The organism is Thiovibrio sp. JS02 (genome assembly GCF_053485635.1).
Genome location: NZ_CM130715.1, coordinates 2,094,625 through 2,110,591, shown reverse-complemented (window position 1 = coordinate 2,110,591; position 15,967 = coordinate 2,094,625). Strand labels below are relative to the sequence as shown.

Here is a 15,967-nt window from a genome sequence, read left to right as displayed (position 1 = left end):
CTTTTCAGGGCCGGCCGGGTCTCTTTTCGTATCCTCTATCCTAGATCAGTTTTTTGCGATCAACAACCCAACTTGACGTCTCTTGCTTCTTTTCTGATGGACAGAACGGCAACCCTCTGAAAATAATGAAAGAGTGACGCCCAGGCAAGGTCCTTCGGCCTGCATCGGCAGCGGCTTTTGCAAATCCCGCTGCTCCCCGGCCCGGCGGGATTTGCAAAGAGTGATTGAATTTCTGTGATAATTGTGTATTTTGTCCCTCTTCGTTTTTGGTACTTTTCCTGAGGAGGATATCAGATGCAGCAAGGTGCGGATTCTAAGGCCTGGAATATCGAAAAGGCCAGGGAGCTGTATGGCATCTCCCGCTGGGGGTTGCGCTATTTTGATATCAACGGCCGCGGCCAGGTCACCGTTTCTCCCCTGAAAGAGGAGGGCGGCACCATCGCCATTGTCGACGTGATCAAAGAGGCGGTGGACCAGGGTCTGCATTTTCCCATGCTGATCCGCTTTCAGGATCTTCTCCGGAACCGGGTGGAGCGGATCAACAAGGCCTTCCAGGATGCGGTGGCCGAGCTGGAGTACAAGTCGTACTACCGAGGCGTCTATCCCATCAAGGTGAACCAGCTCCGCGAGGTGGTCGAGGAGATCATCGACGCGGGCAGCCGCTTCCACCATGGCCTGGAGGTCGGCTCGAAGCCGGAGCTCTATGCGGGCCTCGCCTTCCATGAAGACCTGGAAAGTCTGATCATCTGCAACGGCTACAAGGATTCCCAGTACATCCGCACCGCGCTCCTCGGCCGCAAGCTGGGGAAAAAGATCGTCCTGGTGGTGGAAAAGGTCGAGGAACTGGCCAACATCATCCGTTACGCCAGGGAGTTGAAGGTGGAGCCGCTCATCGGCATCCGGGTGCGGCTGATGACCGGCGGCAAGGGCAAGTGGGAGAAATCCACGGGCGAGGATGCCAAGTTCGGTCTCTCCACCCACGAGATCCTGCAGGTTTCCGCCATGCTCAAGGATGCGGACCTTGCCGACTGCCTGAAGCTGGTCCATTTCCACAGCGGCTCCCAGATCCCCGACATTCTCACGATCAAAAAAGCGGTGCGGGAAGGGGCGATGTTTTACGCCAAGCTGAAAAAGCTCGGCCACGCCCTCGAATATATTGACGTGGGCGGTGGGTTGGGCGTGGACTACGACGGCAGCCGCACCACCTTCCACTCCTCCATCAACTACTCCCTGAACGAGTATGCCCGGGATATCGTTTACAACATCATGGATGTCTGCGACGACCAGGGGGTCGAGCACCCGGTGATCATCACCGAATCCGGGCGCGCCCTGGTGGCGCATCATTCCGTGCTGGTGGTGGAGACCTTCGGTCACATCAAGAAGATGCCCCAGGAGGAGACTCCGGCCCGGCCGACGATCAGGCACAAGCTGGTGGAGGAGGCGTGGTACAATTACACCCATGTCAATCCCAGCAACCCCCTGGAGGCCTACCACGACGCCCTGCACAACAAGGAGGAAACCCAGGTCCACTTCGAGCTGGGCCTGATCGACCTCGATGTCAAGGCCGAGGCGGAGAAGCTTTTCTGGCTGACCAGCGCCAGGGTGCTGGCTTTCTTCAAGGATGCCGAGTATGTGCCCGACGAGATCGTCGAGCTGGAGAGCAAGTTCTCCGACCAGTATCTCTGCAACTTCAGCGTCTTTCAGTCGCTTCTCGATCATTGGGGCTACGGCCAGCTTTTCCCGATCATGCCGCTGCACCGGCTCAACGAGGAGCCGCAGCGCAAGGGGACGCTTGCCGACATCACCTGCGATTCCGACGGCACCGTCTCGAAATTCATCAACCTTTACGAGGAAGGGGTCGATACCCTGCCGCTCCATGATTTAAACGGCAGGCCCTACTATGTGGGGGTGTTCCTCACCGGCGCCTATCAGGACATCATGGGTGATCTGCACAATCTTTTCGGCCGGGTGAACGAGGCGCACGTCTTTCTGGATGAGGATGAGGAGTCCGGCTACTACATCGAGGAGACCATCGAGGGCACCACCATGGAAAAGGTGCTGGCCCTCGTGCAGTATGCCGGCAACGATTTGAAGCGGAAGATGAAGAGTCAGATCGACCGCGCCATCAAAGGCGACCGGCTCCGGCCCAACGAGGCGATGCGCCTGCTGGGCGAGTATGAAAAGGGCTTGAAGGGCTATACCTACCTCGACCTCAAGAAGGTGAGGAAGAAGAGCTGATCAAAAAAAACAACGGACCTGGGAGAATCGGGAACTCACGCAGGTCCACGCCACAGGCGCGAGGCGGCCAGGGAACAGCCGCCGATTCCGTCAGTCCAGGGGACGGATGACGTGCAGCACCGATTCAACGGCCTGGTAGATCTCCAGGTCGTCGCCGAACACGTCCTGCACCTTGTCGTTTTCCACCAGATCCTCGCAGATATACTGGGTCACGTAGAGGCTGAAGACGTTCGGGTCCACCACCAGCTGCCGCACCGGGGCGATTTTGTACTGCATGTCAAACTCTTCCATGGAGGAGAGCTTCTCGAACAGGTCGGCGAAGATCTTCCGGATCGCGCTCTCGTCGGTGATTTCGATGATATGCTTGTCCAGCAGGCGCTGGACCATCTTGGTGGCCAGCTCTCCCGCGTTCTTGTAAAGCATCTGCATCATGAAACGGCGTTCGCGCTCGCGTTTGCGGTCGATGGCGCCGCCTGCCTTGTCGTTAAATGGTCTGCTGTGACTGCCCATTCCTCTCCTGCTCCTGTGCTGAACGTTATCAATGTAATATTATATGCTAAATACCGGAAATTTCCATAAAGGGAAAGCGTAAAGAGGAGAGATCTTGCATTCCGACGCAAATGCTGCATGAAAACAGGCCGCGATCCCTGGCGTTTTCACAGGGTTTTCGCGGGACGGGCGCCCTGCGTATTCTTTTTTCGTGGGGTGAGATCATATGAGAAACAGCAGCGGCACAACCCGGTTCACGCAGGTTCCACCGGATGTTCACCTTTTTCTTGCCGCGCAAGGGAAGTCGGTCCAGGACCATGCGCGGGCAGATGTGCGCATGCGCAAAGGGCGGCTCCGCGATGGCTACCCGCAGGCTGTACGGGGCACGGCCCGCGTTGGGGTTGGGTTTCCGTCCGCTCGGGATGCCGCAAGAAGCGGCTTTGTCGGCAAACAGTTTCAGCTTCCCCTTCTGGGAACTCCAATCGTGAAGACCGCGTCATGAGGAGATGATCCCAGCGGAAAAACCTGCTTTTGAAGACCTGACCCAATTCGCCTTGTTCCTGTCCATGGAAGCCTGACTGTTTTTTGGGGGTTGACGAACCAGGGATTATTATCCATGTTCGATTGTTATCAGGTGGTTGGCGATGAAAAAATATTACGCGGTACGGGCCAATATTGTGCCATGCCGTCACCAGTACAAAGCATATTAACCCGTCCGGCACAGCACCTGTTGGGCAGTGACCGAGGGTGTAAAAAGGATTGTGTAAATGGCCATTCCGGGGGTAGAAAAGTTCGCCCCCAACCAAGGAGAGAGATATGGCCATTTCCAAAGAATTGCTTGACCAATTGATTGCGGATTACAAAAAGCCGGAAGACCTGATCGGCGAGAACGGCATACTGAAACAACTGACCAAGGCCCTGCTGGAGCGGGCCATGCAGGCCGAGATAACCGATCACCTCGGCTATCCCCGGAACGCTCCGGCTGGGAAAAACAGCGGCAACTCCAGAAACGGCAGCTACAAGAAAAAGCTCAAGGGAGATTTTGGCGAGATAGACGTCGCGGTTCCCCGTGACCGGAACGGCTCCTTCGAGCCGATCATCGTTCCCAAGGGAGAGACCCGCTTCAAGGGGTTTGATGACAAGATCATCTCCATGTATGCCCGTGGGATGACCACCCGTGATATCCAGAGCCATCTGGAGGAGATTTACGGCGTTGAGATTTCACCGACCCTGATCTCCCAAGTGACCGACGCCGTCACGGAAGAGGTCCGGCTCTGGCAGAACCGGCCATTGGAAGATGTTTACCCCATCGTCTATCTGGATGCGGTGCGGATCAGGGTCAAGCACAACGGCCAGATCATCAAGAAGGCCGTCTACCTGGCGATTGCCGTGACGATGACTGGGGTGAAGGAGGTTCTCGGCATGTGGGCCGCCGAGACCGAGGGCGCCAAGTTCTGGTTGGCCATCCTGACCGAGCTGAAAAATCGGGGCGTGAAGGATATCCTGATCGCCTGTGTCGATGGGCTCAAGGGTTTTCCGGAGGCCATCGAAGCGGCGTACCCCGCCGCCCAGGTCCAGTTATGCATCGTGCACCTGGTGCGGCACAGCCTGAATTTCGTTTCCTGGAAACAGCGCAAGGAAATGGCGGACGACCTGAAGGAGATTTACAGCGCCCCGACCGTAGAACAGGCCGAGGCAAACCTGATCAGCTTCGGGGAAAAATGGGATGCTACCCATCCTCGGATAAGTCAGTCCTGGCAGAACAACTGGCAGCGGATCATCCCGTATTTTGCCTATCCTCCGGAGATCCGCAGGGTGATCTATACGACCAACACCATCGAATCGTTGAACATGTCCCTGCGCAAGGTCACTAAGAACCGGGGCTCTTTTCCGAATGACGAGTCGATGTTCAAGCTGCTCTATCTGGCGCTGACGAATATTTCGAAACGATGGACGATGCCGATCAAAAACTGGAAATCGGCGCTGAATCAATTCAGCATCATGTTTGAAGACAGGCTGCCGGAATTTTGATCACAAAAAACATTTACACAAAATTCTTTACACGCCCCAGTGACCGAATCCATTCACACCGGCAAGGAGATTTTCTGCAATGGACATTCCTCGGATCTTCAACATCACCGAAAGTGCTCACCGCATCCACAATCCGATCACACCCGAAAAGCTCGCTATTCTCGGCGCGGCGCTGCGGCTGGAATCGGAGGCCAGAGTGCTCGACCTCGGCAGCGGTTCGGGGGAGATGCTGTGTACCTGGGCGCGCGATCACGGCGTCATCGGCACCGGCATCGACATGAGCCAGTTGTTCACCGAGCAAGCGAAACTCCGTGCTGAAGAACTCGGTGTCGCCGATCAAGTCTCGTTCATCCATGGCGATGCTGCCGGCTATGTCTCTGACGAGAAGGCCAGTGTGGCAGCCTGTGTCGGCGCCACCTGGATCGGTGGGGGCGTCGCCGGCACCATCGAACTTCTGGCGCGGAGCCTGCGCAGCGGCGGGATCATCCTCATCGGCGAGCCCTACTGGCGGCAGTTGCCACCGACGGAAGATGTTGCCAAGGGGTGTCTTGCCAACGCAATCTCCGACTTTCTCATGCTTCCGGAACTTCTCGCGTCTTTCGGCCGTCTTGGCTACGACGTCGTGGAAATGGTTCTGGCTGACCAAGATGGCTGGGACAGGTACGAGGCGGCCAAATGGCTCACCATGCGCCGATGGCTCGAAGCCAATCCCGGCGACGAGTTGGCGAAAGAGGTGCGAGCCAAACTGACCTCGGAACCCGCGCGCTACGCCGCTTACACGCGTGAATACCTGGGCTGGGGTGTGTTCGCGCTGATGACGCGGTGATGGAGGGATTCCCGGGCGACTCAGAAAGGTTGCGGGGACATCCATGATAAGTAAAGTCAAGGGGAAAACTCCGAATCGGGTCTCCGAATCGGGGTCAAATCTTTATTCTTGACGCCAGATATTCCCTCCTCTAAGATCCTGGTATGGCACGACCTCTTCGCATCGAATACCCAGGCGCTCTCTATCATGTCACCAACCGGGGCAATGAGCGCAAGCCCATCTGCAAGGACGACACGGACCGGCAGGAATTCCTTGCCCTTCTCGCCCGCTCCCTTGCCGTCTACTCGGTCAAGCTCTACAGCTTTGTTCTGATGAACAACCATTTCCATCTCCTGGTGGAGACTCCCTTGGGGAATCTCAGCCAGTTCATGCGCCACTTCAACATCAGCTACACCTCGGCTTTCAACCGCCGCCACCGCCGCTCCGGCCATCTCTACCAGGGAAGATACAAGAGCTTTCTGGTGGATGGTGATGCGTATCTTTCCCTGGTTTCCCGTTATATCCATCTGAACCCGGTCAAGGTGGGCGGCAGCAAGAATAAGCCGCTTGCCGAACGGCTTGATATCCTTTGGGCCTACAAATGGAGCAGCCTGCCAGGCTTTGTCTCTCTGAAAAAACGGTGGGCGTTCGTCGATTATCCGGTGGCCCTCGCGGAGTTCGGCGGCGATATCGCAACGGGCCGGGCAAAATACAAAAAGCAGCTTGCCGCGGACCTGGCGGAAGGCCTGCCGGTGCGGGAACGGATCGTCGCGCAGAGTCTCTTGGGCAGCGATGATTTTGTGCAACGGATCAAAAGCGGATATCTTGATACGGAAACCACCCGCGAGCAACCGACCCTTGCCGAGGGGCGAAAATATCTGGCCCAGGACGTCATCATTGCTGCTGTCTGCAAAGTGACCGGAAAAACCAGGAAAGAGATACTGCAAACACCCGGACCGTTACGCCAGATGGCCATGGATCTGCTCTACCGGCTGGGCGGGATGAAGAACCCGGAGATAGGGAGGCTGATGGGCGTGCACTACAGCACCGTCAGTCAGGGCAGAAAGCGGTTTCGACAACGGCTTGACACGGACAGGAAGCTGTACGCCCTGTACGCAAAAACAGAAAAGGCCCTGTAGGCCCGTTGTCAAAAAAAACCTGCGGCCCTGCCCAGGGGAGAAGGGCCGGGCAAGGCCGCAGTCGCCCAGGCGGTGGAGGAGGGGCTGCCAGTGCCGAGGGCGATCACTGGGCGCGGACCTTTCCGCCAATCATAAAGGCCGCGCTCACCAAAAAAAGATTCTTCACAATGTACTGACCTTCCAGGGACAACCCGAAAGGCGGTTGGGTAAAGCAAATTTCCGGCAGCAGAACCAAAGGCAACATCGTCCCTGGCAACTGGAGAAGCAGGAGCAGGAGAGCGACGCGGAGCAACGGCCTGTAGAGCAGACACAACCCCACGCTCACCTCCCACCAGCCGAGCACCGGCAAAAAAATCCGGGGCGAAACCCAGTAGACTGTCCGCTTGATCAGCTCCTCCTCCGGGCTCATCCCCAAAGGCTTCAGCAGACCGAACCAGATGAAGATGAGGGCGATGGAGTACCGCATCAGGGGCTGGCAGTACCTGTCCATCCCCGCGGAAATCCTGAGATCGAGCCGATCAAGCCAGGTGTGCATCCGCGCCGGCCTCCGTTCCCAAGGCTTTCCTGGCAAGGGAAGTCCAAGCGGCGGTGACATACGCTGATTTGTACTCCGTGTACCGCGTGTCATAGGAACATTGCGGAATGTGGGCATTGTTCAGGATAAAGCTTTCCAGCCGCCTGATCTGGACCTCGGAAAGCTCGCCAAAACGAACCTGCCTTTCCCGGATGAAATAATCGCTTGAGAAAAACCGGGAACACACCGCATCGGCCACGATCTCGAAGGGAATCCCCTGGATGTGCTCGCCGTGGTGGGTAAAGAGGATTCCTTCCCTTGGCGGCTCTGTCGGCGGGTGGTTATCGGCAATGTATGAAAACGACACCCCGCCCATGCTGATATCGAGCACCCGGCCAACCCCCTGATGAAAGACATACATCTCCCGGCGCGGGGCAAACCGGGGAAATTTCCCGTGGTGCTCTTCCGACTTTTCCATGACCATGCCTCCTTTTTTACTGCCTATTTTTTGGCCCGACCAAGCGAAAGTACTACCACTGTAACGATCCCCAATGATAAATAAAAATGAATAATATAAATATTTAACACGAATTTAATTTATGATTTCTTGCCGGGAAACAGCATGGCCAACCATTATCCTGGAGGCGCCCCTGATGAGCATTACCCTGAGACAATTGGAAATCTTCGTCGCCGTGGTCGAAACCAGGCAGGTGACCAAGGCAAGCGAGAAGCTGTTCCTGACCCAATCGGCGGTGAGCATGGCTTTGAGTGAACTGCAGAACCAACTGGGCGGCCCTCTTTTCGACCGGCGGGGCCGCACCCTGCTGATCAACGACCGTGGCCGCTATCTCCTGCCCTTTGCCAAGGAGATCCTCTGCCAGATCAACAACATCGAAACCCTGATGAGCGAAAAAAAGGACAAGGTTGTCGGCGCCCTGAAAATCGTGGCCAGCTCCACCGTCGGCAATTATGTCCTGCCCTATCTGATCGGCGCCTTCAAGCAGATGCATCCCTCGGTCTCCATTGATATGGATGTCTGCAACACCGGGCATGCCGAGGAACTCATCGTCGGCGGCGGCATGGATCTGGGGTTTGTGGAAGGCGAGGTCAGCAATGACCAGATCGCCACCCTGCCCTGGCTGCAGGACGAACTGATGGTGATCGCCAGCCCGGTCAGCGGAATCGGCGCCCAGAAGACCTTCCGGGTTCCGGAGGATCTGGAGAGATGCGAGTGGGTCATGCGGGAAAAGGGCTCGGGCACGGCCCAGATCTTCAAGAAAAAACTGGGCCGCCATGTAACCGGCCTCAAGGTGACCATGGAGCTTGGCCATACCGAGGCCATCAAAAAGGCGGTGGAATCCGGGGCCGGGGTCGCCTGCCTCTCAAAGCTGGCGGTCTGCCGGGAGGTGGAACAGGGATGGCTGGCGGGATTGCCCGTGGAGGGCGTCGACATGAAACGGACCCTGCAGATCATTCAATACAAAAAAAAGGCCTCCACCAACCTGATGGATGAGTTCATCAACTTCTGCGCCCTGCTCAACGAGTGCAGCCAGGGCTGCGCCTGTCTCTCCTCGCCCAGGAAATTACAGGATCTGCTGGCAAAATCCTGTCAGCAGCCAGGGGCGTGACAGCGCGTGACTGGCTATGTTTCGCACCCTGCTTCAGGCTTGATACGTGGGGTGCCTGGGAAACAGAACCGTATCCGGAGTTGACGGACTGAAATGGGGGCGGGCGATTCACGCTTGAGATAATCAGGTCCGACTTCCATTTGCCTACTCCTTATTAAGCCCCAATCCCATTGGCAATTATATTTGCCGTCTCCATTTCCACCTGGCCATATTCTGGCCAGCAGAGTTCGCCACATTCTGACCGCTTGGTTGTTTATTCCCAATCCTGAACCGGTGCAAGGTATTTTGCTTGGGTATTTTTAGCCCTGGAGCGGTGGGGTGGTTCTCTCTCCGGGCAAGATGGGGGGCAGGGTTGGCACCGCTTTTGCTCAATAGCATGCCGACTTCCGCCACAGAAGCCGGGCGGGCGCAGGATGCGCCAGGCAACGGAATGGCGTTATTCCGGCCCGTTGTTCCGGGCGTCTGAAAAAGGATTGTCGCCAGAAACGGTGCCCCGGATCGACAGGGACGGGAGATCCGGAGCCGGTAGTCTGAAAAGGGGCGCCGGCGGGAGAAAGGAGAGTGGGGGGATGCATTCGGTATCGCCTCAAATGAGACAATTTGCATGTGGAGGTGCAGTAATGAAGAAGATCATTTCAACGGCAGCGGCATTGGGTATTCTGACCATGGCCGGCATGGCCCGGGCATCCGTCATCGACGGCTGGGACATGTCCCTGACCAGCCCGTCGCCCACCCAGCAGGAGATCGCCATTTCCAGCGGCATCCCCTTTGCGTTCGATCAGTTCAACTACGTGGAGCCGGGCTCCCTCACCGATCCCGACACCGGGGCGGTGGCCAGCGACGGCTTCATGCCCAGCGGGCGGGTCTTGTACTCAACCGGCAGGACCGACATCTTCACCGACGCCACCATGGCCGCCCAGAACGGCGCCATGACCTGGAAGGAGCGCGATACCCAGGGGCCCGGCCTTTCCGTGGTGACCGGCGATGACGTCACCGGCGCCAACTGCATCATGTCGGCGGGCTGGATGCCGGAATCGCCATGGGGCACCGACATCAAGCAGTGCTCCGATCCCTGGCAGTCCTCAAATCGCTTCAAGATGGTGGGCTATGTGCTGGACGGGCCGGTGGACCTGACCTTCAACGTCACGGACAACGGCCAGACCGATGTGTACCGCGTCCTGCAGAAATACGGCAACCAGACCGGCAGCCGGGTTACCGGCTTCAGCATGGAGCTTGGCTTCATGGTCGGCGGCCAATTCATCAAGGCAAGTCCCGGCGACGGCATCGCCTGGGCCGCAAAAAGCGGGCAGATCTACTCCGACCTGGCTCCCACCCACAGCGACATCATGAACCAGGGCGAACTTGGCGCCCTCATGGCCCACGGCCTGTTCGGCGCCCCGGACAAACATCACCTCACGCCCGGCTACTTCAACCCCTATGTGCGCGCCAACTTCGGCATGCTGGCCGGCGAGACCAGTATCGTGACCACCGGCATGGCCCAGGTGCACCGCGATCTGTTCGGCGAGTGGCTGCCCAGCGACCAGATGAAGGGCGGCATGTTCTTTGACGATGACGGCAATCCTTATACCGACAATATCCTCATGGCCAACTGCACCGGCGCCTTTGACGAGGAGGCGGCCCTTGCCGGCGCGGCCAATGCCGGTTGCGACGGGATGTGGGTCAGTTACCGCCAGTCCTATGCGGTCGGCGTAAATTCCGACGGCACTTACAGTATCCCGGCCCCGGTGGGCACCGACCTCAGGCCTCCCATTGCCGTGGACGCCGCCACCATCAGCGCCTGGATGACTGATCCCCTCTGGATTCCCGGCGATATCGACGACCTGGCCAACGTCAACATCAACGCCTTCCTTTCCGTGGGCCGAACCGCATCCTGGCCCACCAGCGACGGCGCGGGCAACGCCAGCTTCACCATCCGGATCACCCCGACCTTTGACGTGGAAGCGGCACAGGCCGAGCCGGGACTTTCCGATCCGGCCGCGTTCGTCGTCTCCATCAACGCGCCGAGCAGTGTGATCTGAAGAGGATTCGCGGATTTCGCAGCCGGAAATCCCGGCAATAATGCTACGTTGACGATACAGCAAGAAAATGGAGGATAAATATCATGAAGCTTTTCAAGACAATAATGCTCGCGGCAGTGTTCGCCTGCGCGATCACGGGTATTGCAGCCGCCGCCGGCACGGTGAACAAGGGGCAGACCGTCACGGTGAGCGCCAATGTGAAGAACAGCACCAGCCGGTATCTGAAGGCAGCGGTCAAGATGAAGGCGTATGACGGCGCGGGCGGCGAAGTTGGCAGGCTCTGCAGGGAGGTGTATCTGGCCGCCGGGAAAACGACCACGGTGAGCTATCTGTGGCAGGCACCCGGCTATGCCACCGGTCTGTACTGGTCCCCCAGGGTTGAGATCAACGGCTCCTGCCTGAACGCGGGAGGCGGCACCTATGCGGTTTACGATGACGATGATGATCATTACGGCGATCATGATGATGACGATGATCACGACGACGACGATGATGACGGCCACCACCATTGACAGCCCGTTAAAAACCGTGCGGTCGGCGGCAACTGAAAAAGGCCGGGGTATCCCGGCCTTTTTTCCGTTCCCGGGAGGTGCCTGTTCAGCCCTGCAGGAGGCTTAGCACATTCTGCTTGTTCATGTTCCTGGTCTGGGCCAGGGCAAAGGACTTTGCCTCGTTCAAGACCTGCATCTTGGTGAAGTTCATGATCTCCTCGGCCAGGTCCACATCCGAAATGGTGGAGGCGGCGGAGAGCACGTTGACCTGGGTGGTGGAGAGGTTGTTGATGGTTGAGGAGAGCTGGTTCTGGGCCGAGCCGATCCGGCCGCGGCTGGCGTCGAGCTGGGTCAGGGCCTGGTCGGCGATCCCGATGGCGGCCTGGGCGCCTTCCGCGCTGGTCACATCTATGTCAGTCAGCATGCCGCCTTCCGGGCCGCCCAGCTGGCCTGGCCTGGCCGAGCCGATGGAGAGGGTGATGGTCTCGCCGCCGGTGGCGCCCACCTGGAACGATTTGTTTGTGAAGGTGCCGGACAGCAGCTGCTGGCCGTTGTAGGTGGTGTTCTGGGCGATGTTGTCGAGCTGGGAGAGCGATTTGTCGATCTCGCTCTGCAGGGCCTGGCGGCTTTCCGCGCTCTGGCCGGCGTTTGCCGCCTGCAAGGCCTTCTGGCGGATCGACTGCACCAGGGCGGTGGATTCGTTCAAGGCGCTGTCGGCGATCTGGGTCATGGAGATGGCGTCATTGGCGTTTCTGATGGCCTGGCCGAGCCCCTGGCCCTGGCTGAGCAGGCTGTTGGCGATGGCAAGCCCGGCGGCGTCATCCGCTGCTTTGTTGATCCGCTTGCCGGAGGCGATCTTCTCCAGCGAGGAAGCCAGGGTTTTGCTGCTTTCCCGAAGCTGGTTGACGGCAAAAGAGCTGCTTGAGCTGTTGATTGAAATGGCCATGGCGCACCTCCCTTTTATCTTTCAGAATATACCCATTGTGCCGGCAAAGTCAAGGGCGGTTGTCTGTTGTAATTTCCCGTTATTGTGAATTTTTTCTTCTCTTGCCTGTTCCTGTGACACAATGCCTGTTTGTTATTGCGAGCGGCGGGCAAGCTGTTCTTGTTGCCGGTGATCTCAGCCAGGAGGGCCTGCTCTCTTTTTTGCGCAGCCGGAATTCCGGGTCGCCGGTCAGTACCGCGGCCTTTGCCTCAACCCGGATTCACCGCCTTTAAAAAGACCCTGAGCGGCGCGGGATACCCCTCCACGGTACGGCCCGGGTCTGCCGGATCTATGAAATCGCGGTAAGACTCAAAGGGCATCCATTGGGTTTTGCGCTGCTCCTCGCTGCTCATCGGATGGCTGGCAAAGATCTCCACCTCGGAAAATCCGGTCCTCTTTAGCCAGTTTTTCAGGCAGGCGGCCGTGGGCACGAAGTAGGTGCCAGGCACCTTGGCGTAACGCTCCTCCGGGAAAAGGGCCACCGGCATTTCTCCCGGGATGGCCTGGGATTCGAGAATCAATACGCCGCCGGGCCGCATGGCTTGCCGGATGTCGCGGAGCATCTCCACCGGCGAAATGCGGTGGTAGATGATGCCCATGAGGAAAACCACGTCGAAGCAGGCGGGAAAGAGGGGGACGTTCTCCACGCCCAGCAACTCGATGTGGAGATTTTCGGCCCCGGCGAGATGGCGGAGGGTCCGGAAGCAGTAATAGTGCTGGAGCATGGGTTCAAGGCCGATGACGCAGCGCGGCCGGTGCGGCAGCATCCGGAACATGTAATAGCCGTTGTTGCAGCCGATGTCGGCGACGATCCTGCCGGCGAGATCCGGCAGGGCCGGAAGCAGGCGGTTCCACTTGCGGAAGCTCTGCCATTCCGCGTCGATTTCAGTGCCGAAGACATTGAAAGGCCCCTTGCGCCAGGGCATGAAGGCGCGCATGGCCCCGAGGACAAGCTGCTGGTCCGCGGCCGGGAGTTCATCCTGCCTGCCGATGATGACGGCGTCGCCGGAAAAGTCGGTGTGGCGGGCTTGCAGGTGCAGCACGGCTTCGTAGGGCGTGCGAAAGCGCAGGAAACCTTTTTTGGCCTGGGCCAGGCGCTCCTGGTTTTCCCGGCGCAGGCGGGTGATGGTCTTGCGGTCGGCGGTGGGCAGCAGGTCAAGGTAATCCATCTTCTAGACTCCGGCCTTGCAGCGCTCTTCCTCTCCTTGATAGCGGGCAAAGCCGACGATCCGGCGCAGGTCGGCAAAGGAGAGGGGCGGCTGGGGCTGGCGGCCGTCTTGCAGTTCCCGCAGCGCCTGCTGCATGGCGTGGATCGCGTGATTCAGCAGGGTGAGCGGATAGGCGGCGATGGTAAAGCCCATTTCCGCGAGCCTTGCCGGCGGCAGGAGCGGTGTTTTCCCCCCTTCCAGCATGTTGGCCATCTTGGGGCCGGGCACCTCGCGGCAGAAGACGCGCATCTCCTCCTCGTTTTCCGGCGCTTCGAGAAAAACGATGTCGGCGCCGAGATCGGCAAAGGCCTGGGCCCGCCAGAGGGCTTCGCCAAAACCGTGGCAGGCCCGGGCGTCGGTGCGGGCCATGATCAGGATCTCGCAACCCTCTTCCCGGCAGGCCACCGCCGCTTTGATCCGCTGCAGGGCTTCCTGCCGCGTCACCACCATTTTCCCCTGCGTATGGCCGCAACGCTTGGGCGAGAGCTGGTCTTCGAGCATGATGCAGGCAAAGCCGGATCGGGCGTAGCCCTGCACCGTGCGCCTGACGTTCATGGCGTTGCCGTAGCCGGTATCGCCATCGCCGATCACCGGGATGGTGACGCCGGCCGTGATGTTGCGGCCCTGGTCCACCATTTCTCCGTAGGAAATGAGGCCGGTGTCGGGCAGGCCCAGGCGGGTGGCGGAGACGGCGAAACCGCTCATGAAGGTGAGCGGAAAACCGGCCGCTTCGATGAGTTGCGCCGAGAGGGCGTCAAAGCAGCAGGGCATGAGGAGGAACTCCTTGGAGTCCAGGAGTTGCTTCAGTCTGGCGGCTGGGGAGTCCATGGTTTCCTTGCGTGGCAGCCGGCTGCGGCCGGGGGTTATTTTCTGGGCAGCTTGATCTTTTTGTCTTCCTTGAGATCCTTGTTCTCGCGAAAGAGCAGAAAGGTCTTGCCGATGATCTGGGCGATGCGGCTCCTGGTTTTCCTGGCCAGGAGCTCGGCCGCCTCCTCCTTGCCGTGGGGGCAGCCGTCCTGCATCTTCACCTTGACAAGTTCATGGGCGGTGAGCACCGCTTCCAGGGAGGCGATCAGGTTATCGGTGATGCCTTCCTTGCCGATCATGGCCAGGGGCGAGAGGTGGTGGCCCAGGCCGCGGAGATGGCGGGCCTCCTTGCCGGTGAGGTACAGTTTGTTGCTCATGGTTGTCGTGCCTTAGAAGAGGGTTGAGAGAATTTTGTAACCGCCGACATAGGTCCCTATCATACTGCCGAAACCCGGGAGGAGAAAGGCGAGGAAGACGCGGAGAAGCCGGTTGCGCCACCAGCCGCGCAGGGTGGCCATGTCCTTGAGTACGCTTTCGAATTCCAGCACCACGGGCGGCTGCATCATCACCTGGATAAAGGCGGTGACATAACCCGCGCCGATGACCGGGGTGAGGCTGGTGATGGGCGCGGCCACAAAGGCGCCCAGGATGGTGAAGGGATGGGCCAGGGCCAGCATGGCGCCGATGGCCGAGGGGATGCCGTTGGCCAGGATCCAGTAGAGGAGATTCTCGCCGGCCACGGCTCCGCCCTTGTTGATGAAGATGAGCGCCAGCGAGCCTATGATGATGGCGGGGATGGCCCAGCCCAAAGCCTTCCAGGCCGGGGAGACCGGCGGGATTTCGCTGATGGCCTCGATCTGGCCGCCGCGGTCTTCGCCAAGAGCCTGCCTGATGCCGGCGACATGGCCGGCCCCCACCACGGCCACCAGCTTTTCGCCCCTGGCCGCCTTGATCTTTTCGGAAAGATAGGTGTCCCGCTCGTCGATGAGCACCCTTTTCAGCTCGGGCATGGCCTGGCCCAGCTCGTTCATCAGCTCGGAGAGCAGGTCGCTTTCCTTGAGCTCCCGCAATTTTTCCTCGGTGACCTCGGTCTCCTCGAACATGCTGGTGAGCAGGGTGGCCACGAGGTAATTCTTGCGCCAGAAGGAGGTGGAATGCCAGGCCCGGCGCAGGGTGACCCGCACATCCCGGTCGCAGAGAGCCACGGCCAGGCCATGTTTTTCCGCCTCCTTCACCGCTTCGAGCAGTTCGGTGCCGGGCTGCACGCCCATCTGGTCGCCCATCCGTTTCTGATAGGAGGCGAGGACCAGATTGATGAGCAGGGTGGCCAGCTGCTTTTTGCGGATGATCTCCTTGAGGTCGAGAAGCTCCCAGCTTTTGCGTCTGGCCAGGGCCTCGTAGCGTTTTTCGTCGAGTTCCACGCAGACGCAATCGGGCTTTTCCGCCGCGATCACCTGCCGGACAAGCTCCACGGATTCCCGGGAGATGTGGGCGGTGCCGATGAGAAAGATTTCCCGGCCGTCCAGCCTGAGGCGATGGACGTCCGGGGGATAGGGGGTGGCCGCGGCCGTCGTCTGTTCCGTCATGGTGTTT

15 protein-coding genes are annotated in these 15,967 nt (G+C 59.1%); 7 read left to right on the top strand and 8 right to left on the bottom strand.

The window, feature by feature from the left end; all coding sequences use genetic code 11:
- Positions 1–294: 294 nt before the first annotated feature.
- A complete protein-coding gene (gene speA / locus ACUUL3_RS09710) occupies positions 295–2,238 on the top strand; it encodes a biosynthetic arginine decarboxylase (protein ID WP_448550839.1) in 1,944 nt (647 codons plus the stop codon).
- A gap of 90 nt (positions 2,239–2,328) precedes the next feature.
- On the opposite strand, the gene ACUUL3_RS09705 is transcribed toward speA, so the two are convergent.
- Positions 2,329–2,748, bottom strand: a complete 420-nt coding sequence (locus tag ACUUL3_RS09705) for a hypothetical protein (protein WP_448550838.1) — start codon at positions 2,746–2,748, stop codon at positions 2,329–2,331.
- A 795-nt stretch (positions 2,749–3,543) separates the two neighbouring features.
- Here ACUUL3_RS09705 and ACUUL3_RS09700 point away from each other — a divergent pair.
- The 3 genes from ACUUL3_RS09700 to ACUUL3_RS09690 all read left to right on the top strand — a co-directional run bounded on the left by ACUUL3_RS09700 (position 3,544) and on the right by ACUUL3_RS09690 (position 6,702).
- A complete protein-coding gene (locus ACUUL3_RS09700) occupies positions 3,544–4,758 on the top strand; it encodes an IS256 family transposase (RefSeq protein ID WP_448550836.1) in 1,215 nt (404 codons plus the stop codon).
- A 79-nt stretch (positions 4,759–4,837) separates the two neighbouring features.
- On the top strand, positions 4,838–5,584 hold the full coding sequence (locus ACUUL3_RS09695) for an SAM-dependent methyltransferase (RefSeq protein ID WP_448550834.1): 747 nt from the start codon (positions 4,838–4,840) through the stop codon (positions 5,582–5,584).
- Positions 5,585–5,727: 143 nt separating this feature from the next.
- A complete protein-coding gene (locus ACUUL3_RS09690) occupies positions 5,728–6,702 on the top strand; it encodes a transposase (RefSeq protein ID WP_448550832.1) in 975 nt (324 codons plus the stop codon).
- Positions 6,703–6,805: 103 nt separating this feature from the next.
- Here ACUUL3_RS09690 and ACUUL3_RS09685 read toward each other — a convergent pair whose 3' ends face one another.
- Together ACUUL3_RS09685 and ACUUL3_RS09680 are read right to left on the bottom strand one after the other, a co-directional pair.
- Positions 6,806–7,237: a hypothetical protein gene (locus tag ACUUL3_RS09685; RefSeq protein WP_448550830.1), complete on the bottom strand. Its 432-nt coding sequence runs from the start codon at positions 7,235–7,237 to the stop codon at positions 6,806–6,808.
- Positions 7,221–7,694, bottom strand: coding sequence for a hypothetical protein (locus tag ACUUL3_RS09680; RefSeq protein ID WP_448550828.1), 474 nt, complete (start codon positions 7,692–7,694; stop codon positions 7,221–7,223). The genes ACUUL3_RS09685 and ACUUL3_RS09680 overlap by 17 nt, the downstream gene beginning before the upstream one ends.
- A 175-nt stretch (positions 7,695–7,869) precedes the next feature.
- Between ACUUL3_RS09680 and ACUUL3_RS09675 the strand changes: the two genes are divergently transcribed.
- The 3 genes from ACUUL3_RS09675 to ACUUL3_RS09665 all read left to right on the top strand — a co-directional run bounded on the left by ACUUL3_RS09675 (position 7,870) and on the right by ACUUL3_RS09665 (position 11,395).
- Positions 7,870–8,844, top strand: a complete 975-nt coding sequence (locus ACUUL3_RS09675) for a LysR substrate-binding domain-containing protein (protein WP_448550826.1) — start codon at positions 7,870–7,872, stop codon at positions 8,842–8,844.
- 620 nt (positions 8,845–9,464) lie between these two features.
- Positions 9,465–10,883: a choice-of-anchor F family protein gene (locus ACUUL3_RS09670; RefSeq protein WP_448550824.1), complete on the top strand. Its 1,419-nt coding sequence runs from the start codon at positions 9,465–9,467 to the stop codon at positions 10,881–10,883.
- Between the two features lie 83 nt (positions 10,884–10,966).
- The gene (locus ACUUL3_RS09665) at positions 10,967–11,395 is read left to right on the top strand and encodes a hypothetical protein (protein ID WP_448550822.1); all 429 of its coding nucleotides are present in this window, start codon (positions 10,967–10,969) and stop codon (positions 11,393–11,395) included.
- Positions 11,396–11,480: 85 nt separating this feature from the next.
- Here ACUUL3_RS09665 and ACUUL3_RS09660 read toward each other — a convergent pair whose 3' ends face one another.
- The 5 genes from ACUUL3_RS09660 to ACUUL3_RS09640 form a co-directional block, all read right to left on the bottom strand.
- The gene (locus ACUUL3_RS09660; RefSeq protein WP_448550820.1) at positions 11,481–12,320 is read right to left on the bottom strand and encodes a flagellin N-terminal helical domain-containing protein; all 840 of its coding nucleotides are present in this window, start codon (positions 12,318–12,320) and stop codon (positions 11,481–11,483) included.
- 248 nt (positions 12,321–12,568) lie between these two features.
- Positions 12,569–13,528: a tRNA 5-methoxyuridine(34)/uridine 5-oxyacetic acid(34) synthase CmoB gene (cmoB, locus tag ACUUL3_RS09655; protein WP_448550818.1), complete on the bottom strand. Its 960-nt coding sequence runs from the start codon at positions 13,526–13,528 to the stop codon at positions 12,569–12,571.
- A 3-nt stretch (positions 13,529–13,531) separates the two neighbouring features.
- Entirely contained in the window at positions 13,532–14,395 is an 864-nt protein-coding gene (locus ACUUL3_RS09650; RefSeq protein WP_448550816.1) for an isocitrate lyase/PEP mutase family protein, read from the bottom strand.
- A gap of 35 nt (positions 14,396–14,430) precedes the next feature.
- Positions 14,431–14,751 carry a ribosome assembly RNA-binding protein YhbY gene (gene yhbY / locus ACUUL3_RS09645; RefSeq protein WP_448550814.1) on the bottom strand — a complete coding sequence of 107 codons (321 nt, stop codon included), beginning with the start codon at positions 14,749–14,751 and terminating at the stop codon, positions 14,431–14,433.
- A gap of 12 nt (positions 14,752–14,763) precedes the next feature.
- Positions 14,764–15,960, bottom strand: a complete 1,197-nt coding sequence (locus tag ACUUL3_RS09640; protein ID WP_448550812.1) for a TraB/GumN family protein — start codon at positions 15,958–15,960, stop codon at positions 14,764–14,766.
- Positions 15,961–15,967: the final 7 nt, after the last annotated feature.

What these genes read in the sequence shown, in the direction of transcription:
- ACUUL3_RS09680 (WP_448550828.1), bottom strand. Translation starts at nt 7,694, where the DNA reads ATGGAAAAGTCGGAAGAGCACCACGGGAAATTTCCCCGGTTTGCCCCG.
- speA (WP_448550839.1), top strand. Translation starts at nt 295, where the DNA reads ATGCAGCAAGGTGCGGATTCTAAGGCCTGGAATATCGAAAAGGCCAGG.
- ACUUL3_RS09675 (WP_448550826.1), top strand. Translation starts at nt 7,870, where the DNA reads ATGAGCATTACCCTGAGACAATTGGAAATCTTCGTCGCCGTGGTCGAA.
- ACUUL3_RS09705 (WP_448550838.1), bottom strand. Translation starts at nt 2,748, where the DNA reads ATGGGCAGTCACAGCAGACCATTTAACGACAAGGCAGGCGGCGCCATC.
- ACUUL3_RS09700 (WP_448550836.1), top strand. Translation starts at nt 3,544, where the DNA reads ATGGCCATTTCCAAAGAATTGCTTGACCAATTGATTGCGGATTACAAA.
- ACUUL3_RS09650 (WP_448550816.1), bottom strand. Translation starts at nt 14,395, where the DNA reads ATGGACTCCCCAGCCGCCAGACTGAAGCAACTCCTGGACTCCAAGGAG.
- yhbY (WP_448550814.1), bottom strand. Translation starts at nt 14,751, where the DNA reads ATGAGCAACAAACTGTACCTCACCGGCAAGGAGGCCCGCCATCTCCGC.
- ACUUL3_RS09665 (WP_448550822.1), top strand. Translation starts at nt 10,967, where the DNA reads ATGAAGCTTTTCAAGACAATAATGCTCGCGGCAGTGTTCGCCTGCGCG.
- cmoB (WP_448550818.1), bottom strand. Translation starts at nt 13,528, where the DNA reads ATGGATTACCTTGACCTGCTGCCCACCGCCGACCGCAAGACCATCACC.
- ACUUL3_RS09670 (WP_448550824.1), top strand. Translation starts at nt 9,465, where the DNA reads ATGAAGAAGATCATTTCAACGGCAGCGGCATTGGGTATTCTGACCATG.
- ACUUL3_RS09690 (WP_448550832.1), top strand. Translation starts at nt 5,728, where the DNA reads ATGGCACGACCTCTTCGCATCGAATACCCAGGCGCTCTCTATCATGTC.
- ACUUL3_RS09685 (WP_448550830.1), bottom strand. Translation starts at nt 7,237, where the DNA reads ATGCACACCTGGCTTGATCGGCTCGATCTCAGGATTTCCGCGGGGATG.
- ACUUL3_RS09640 (WP_448550812.1), bottom strand. Translation starts at nt 15,960, where the DNA reads ATGACGGAACAGACGACGGCCGCGGCCACCCCCTATCCCCCGGACGTC.
- ACUUL3_RS09660 (WP_448550820.1), bottom strand. Translation starts at nt 12,320, where the DNA reads ATGGCCATTTCAATCAACAGCTCAAGCAGCTCTTTTGCCGTCAACCAG.
- ACUUL3_RS09695 (WP_448550834.1), top strand. Translation starts at nt 4,838, where the DNA reads ATGGACATTCCTCGGATCTTCAACATCACCGAAAGTGCTCACCGCATC.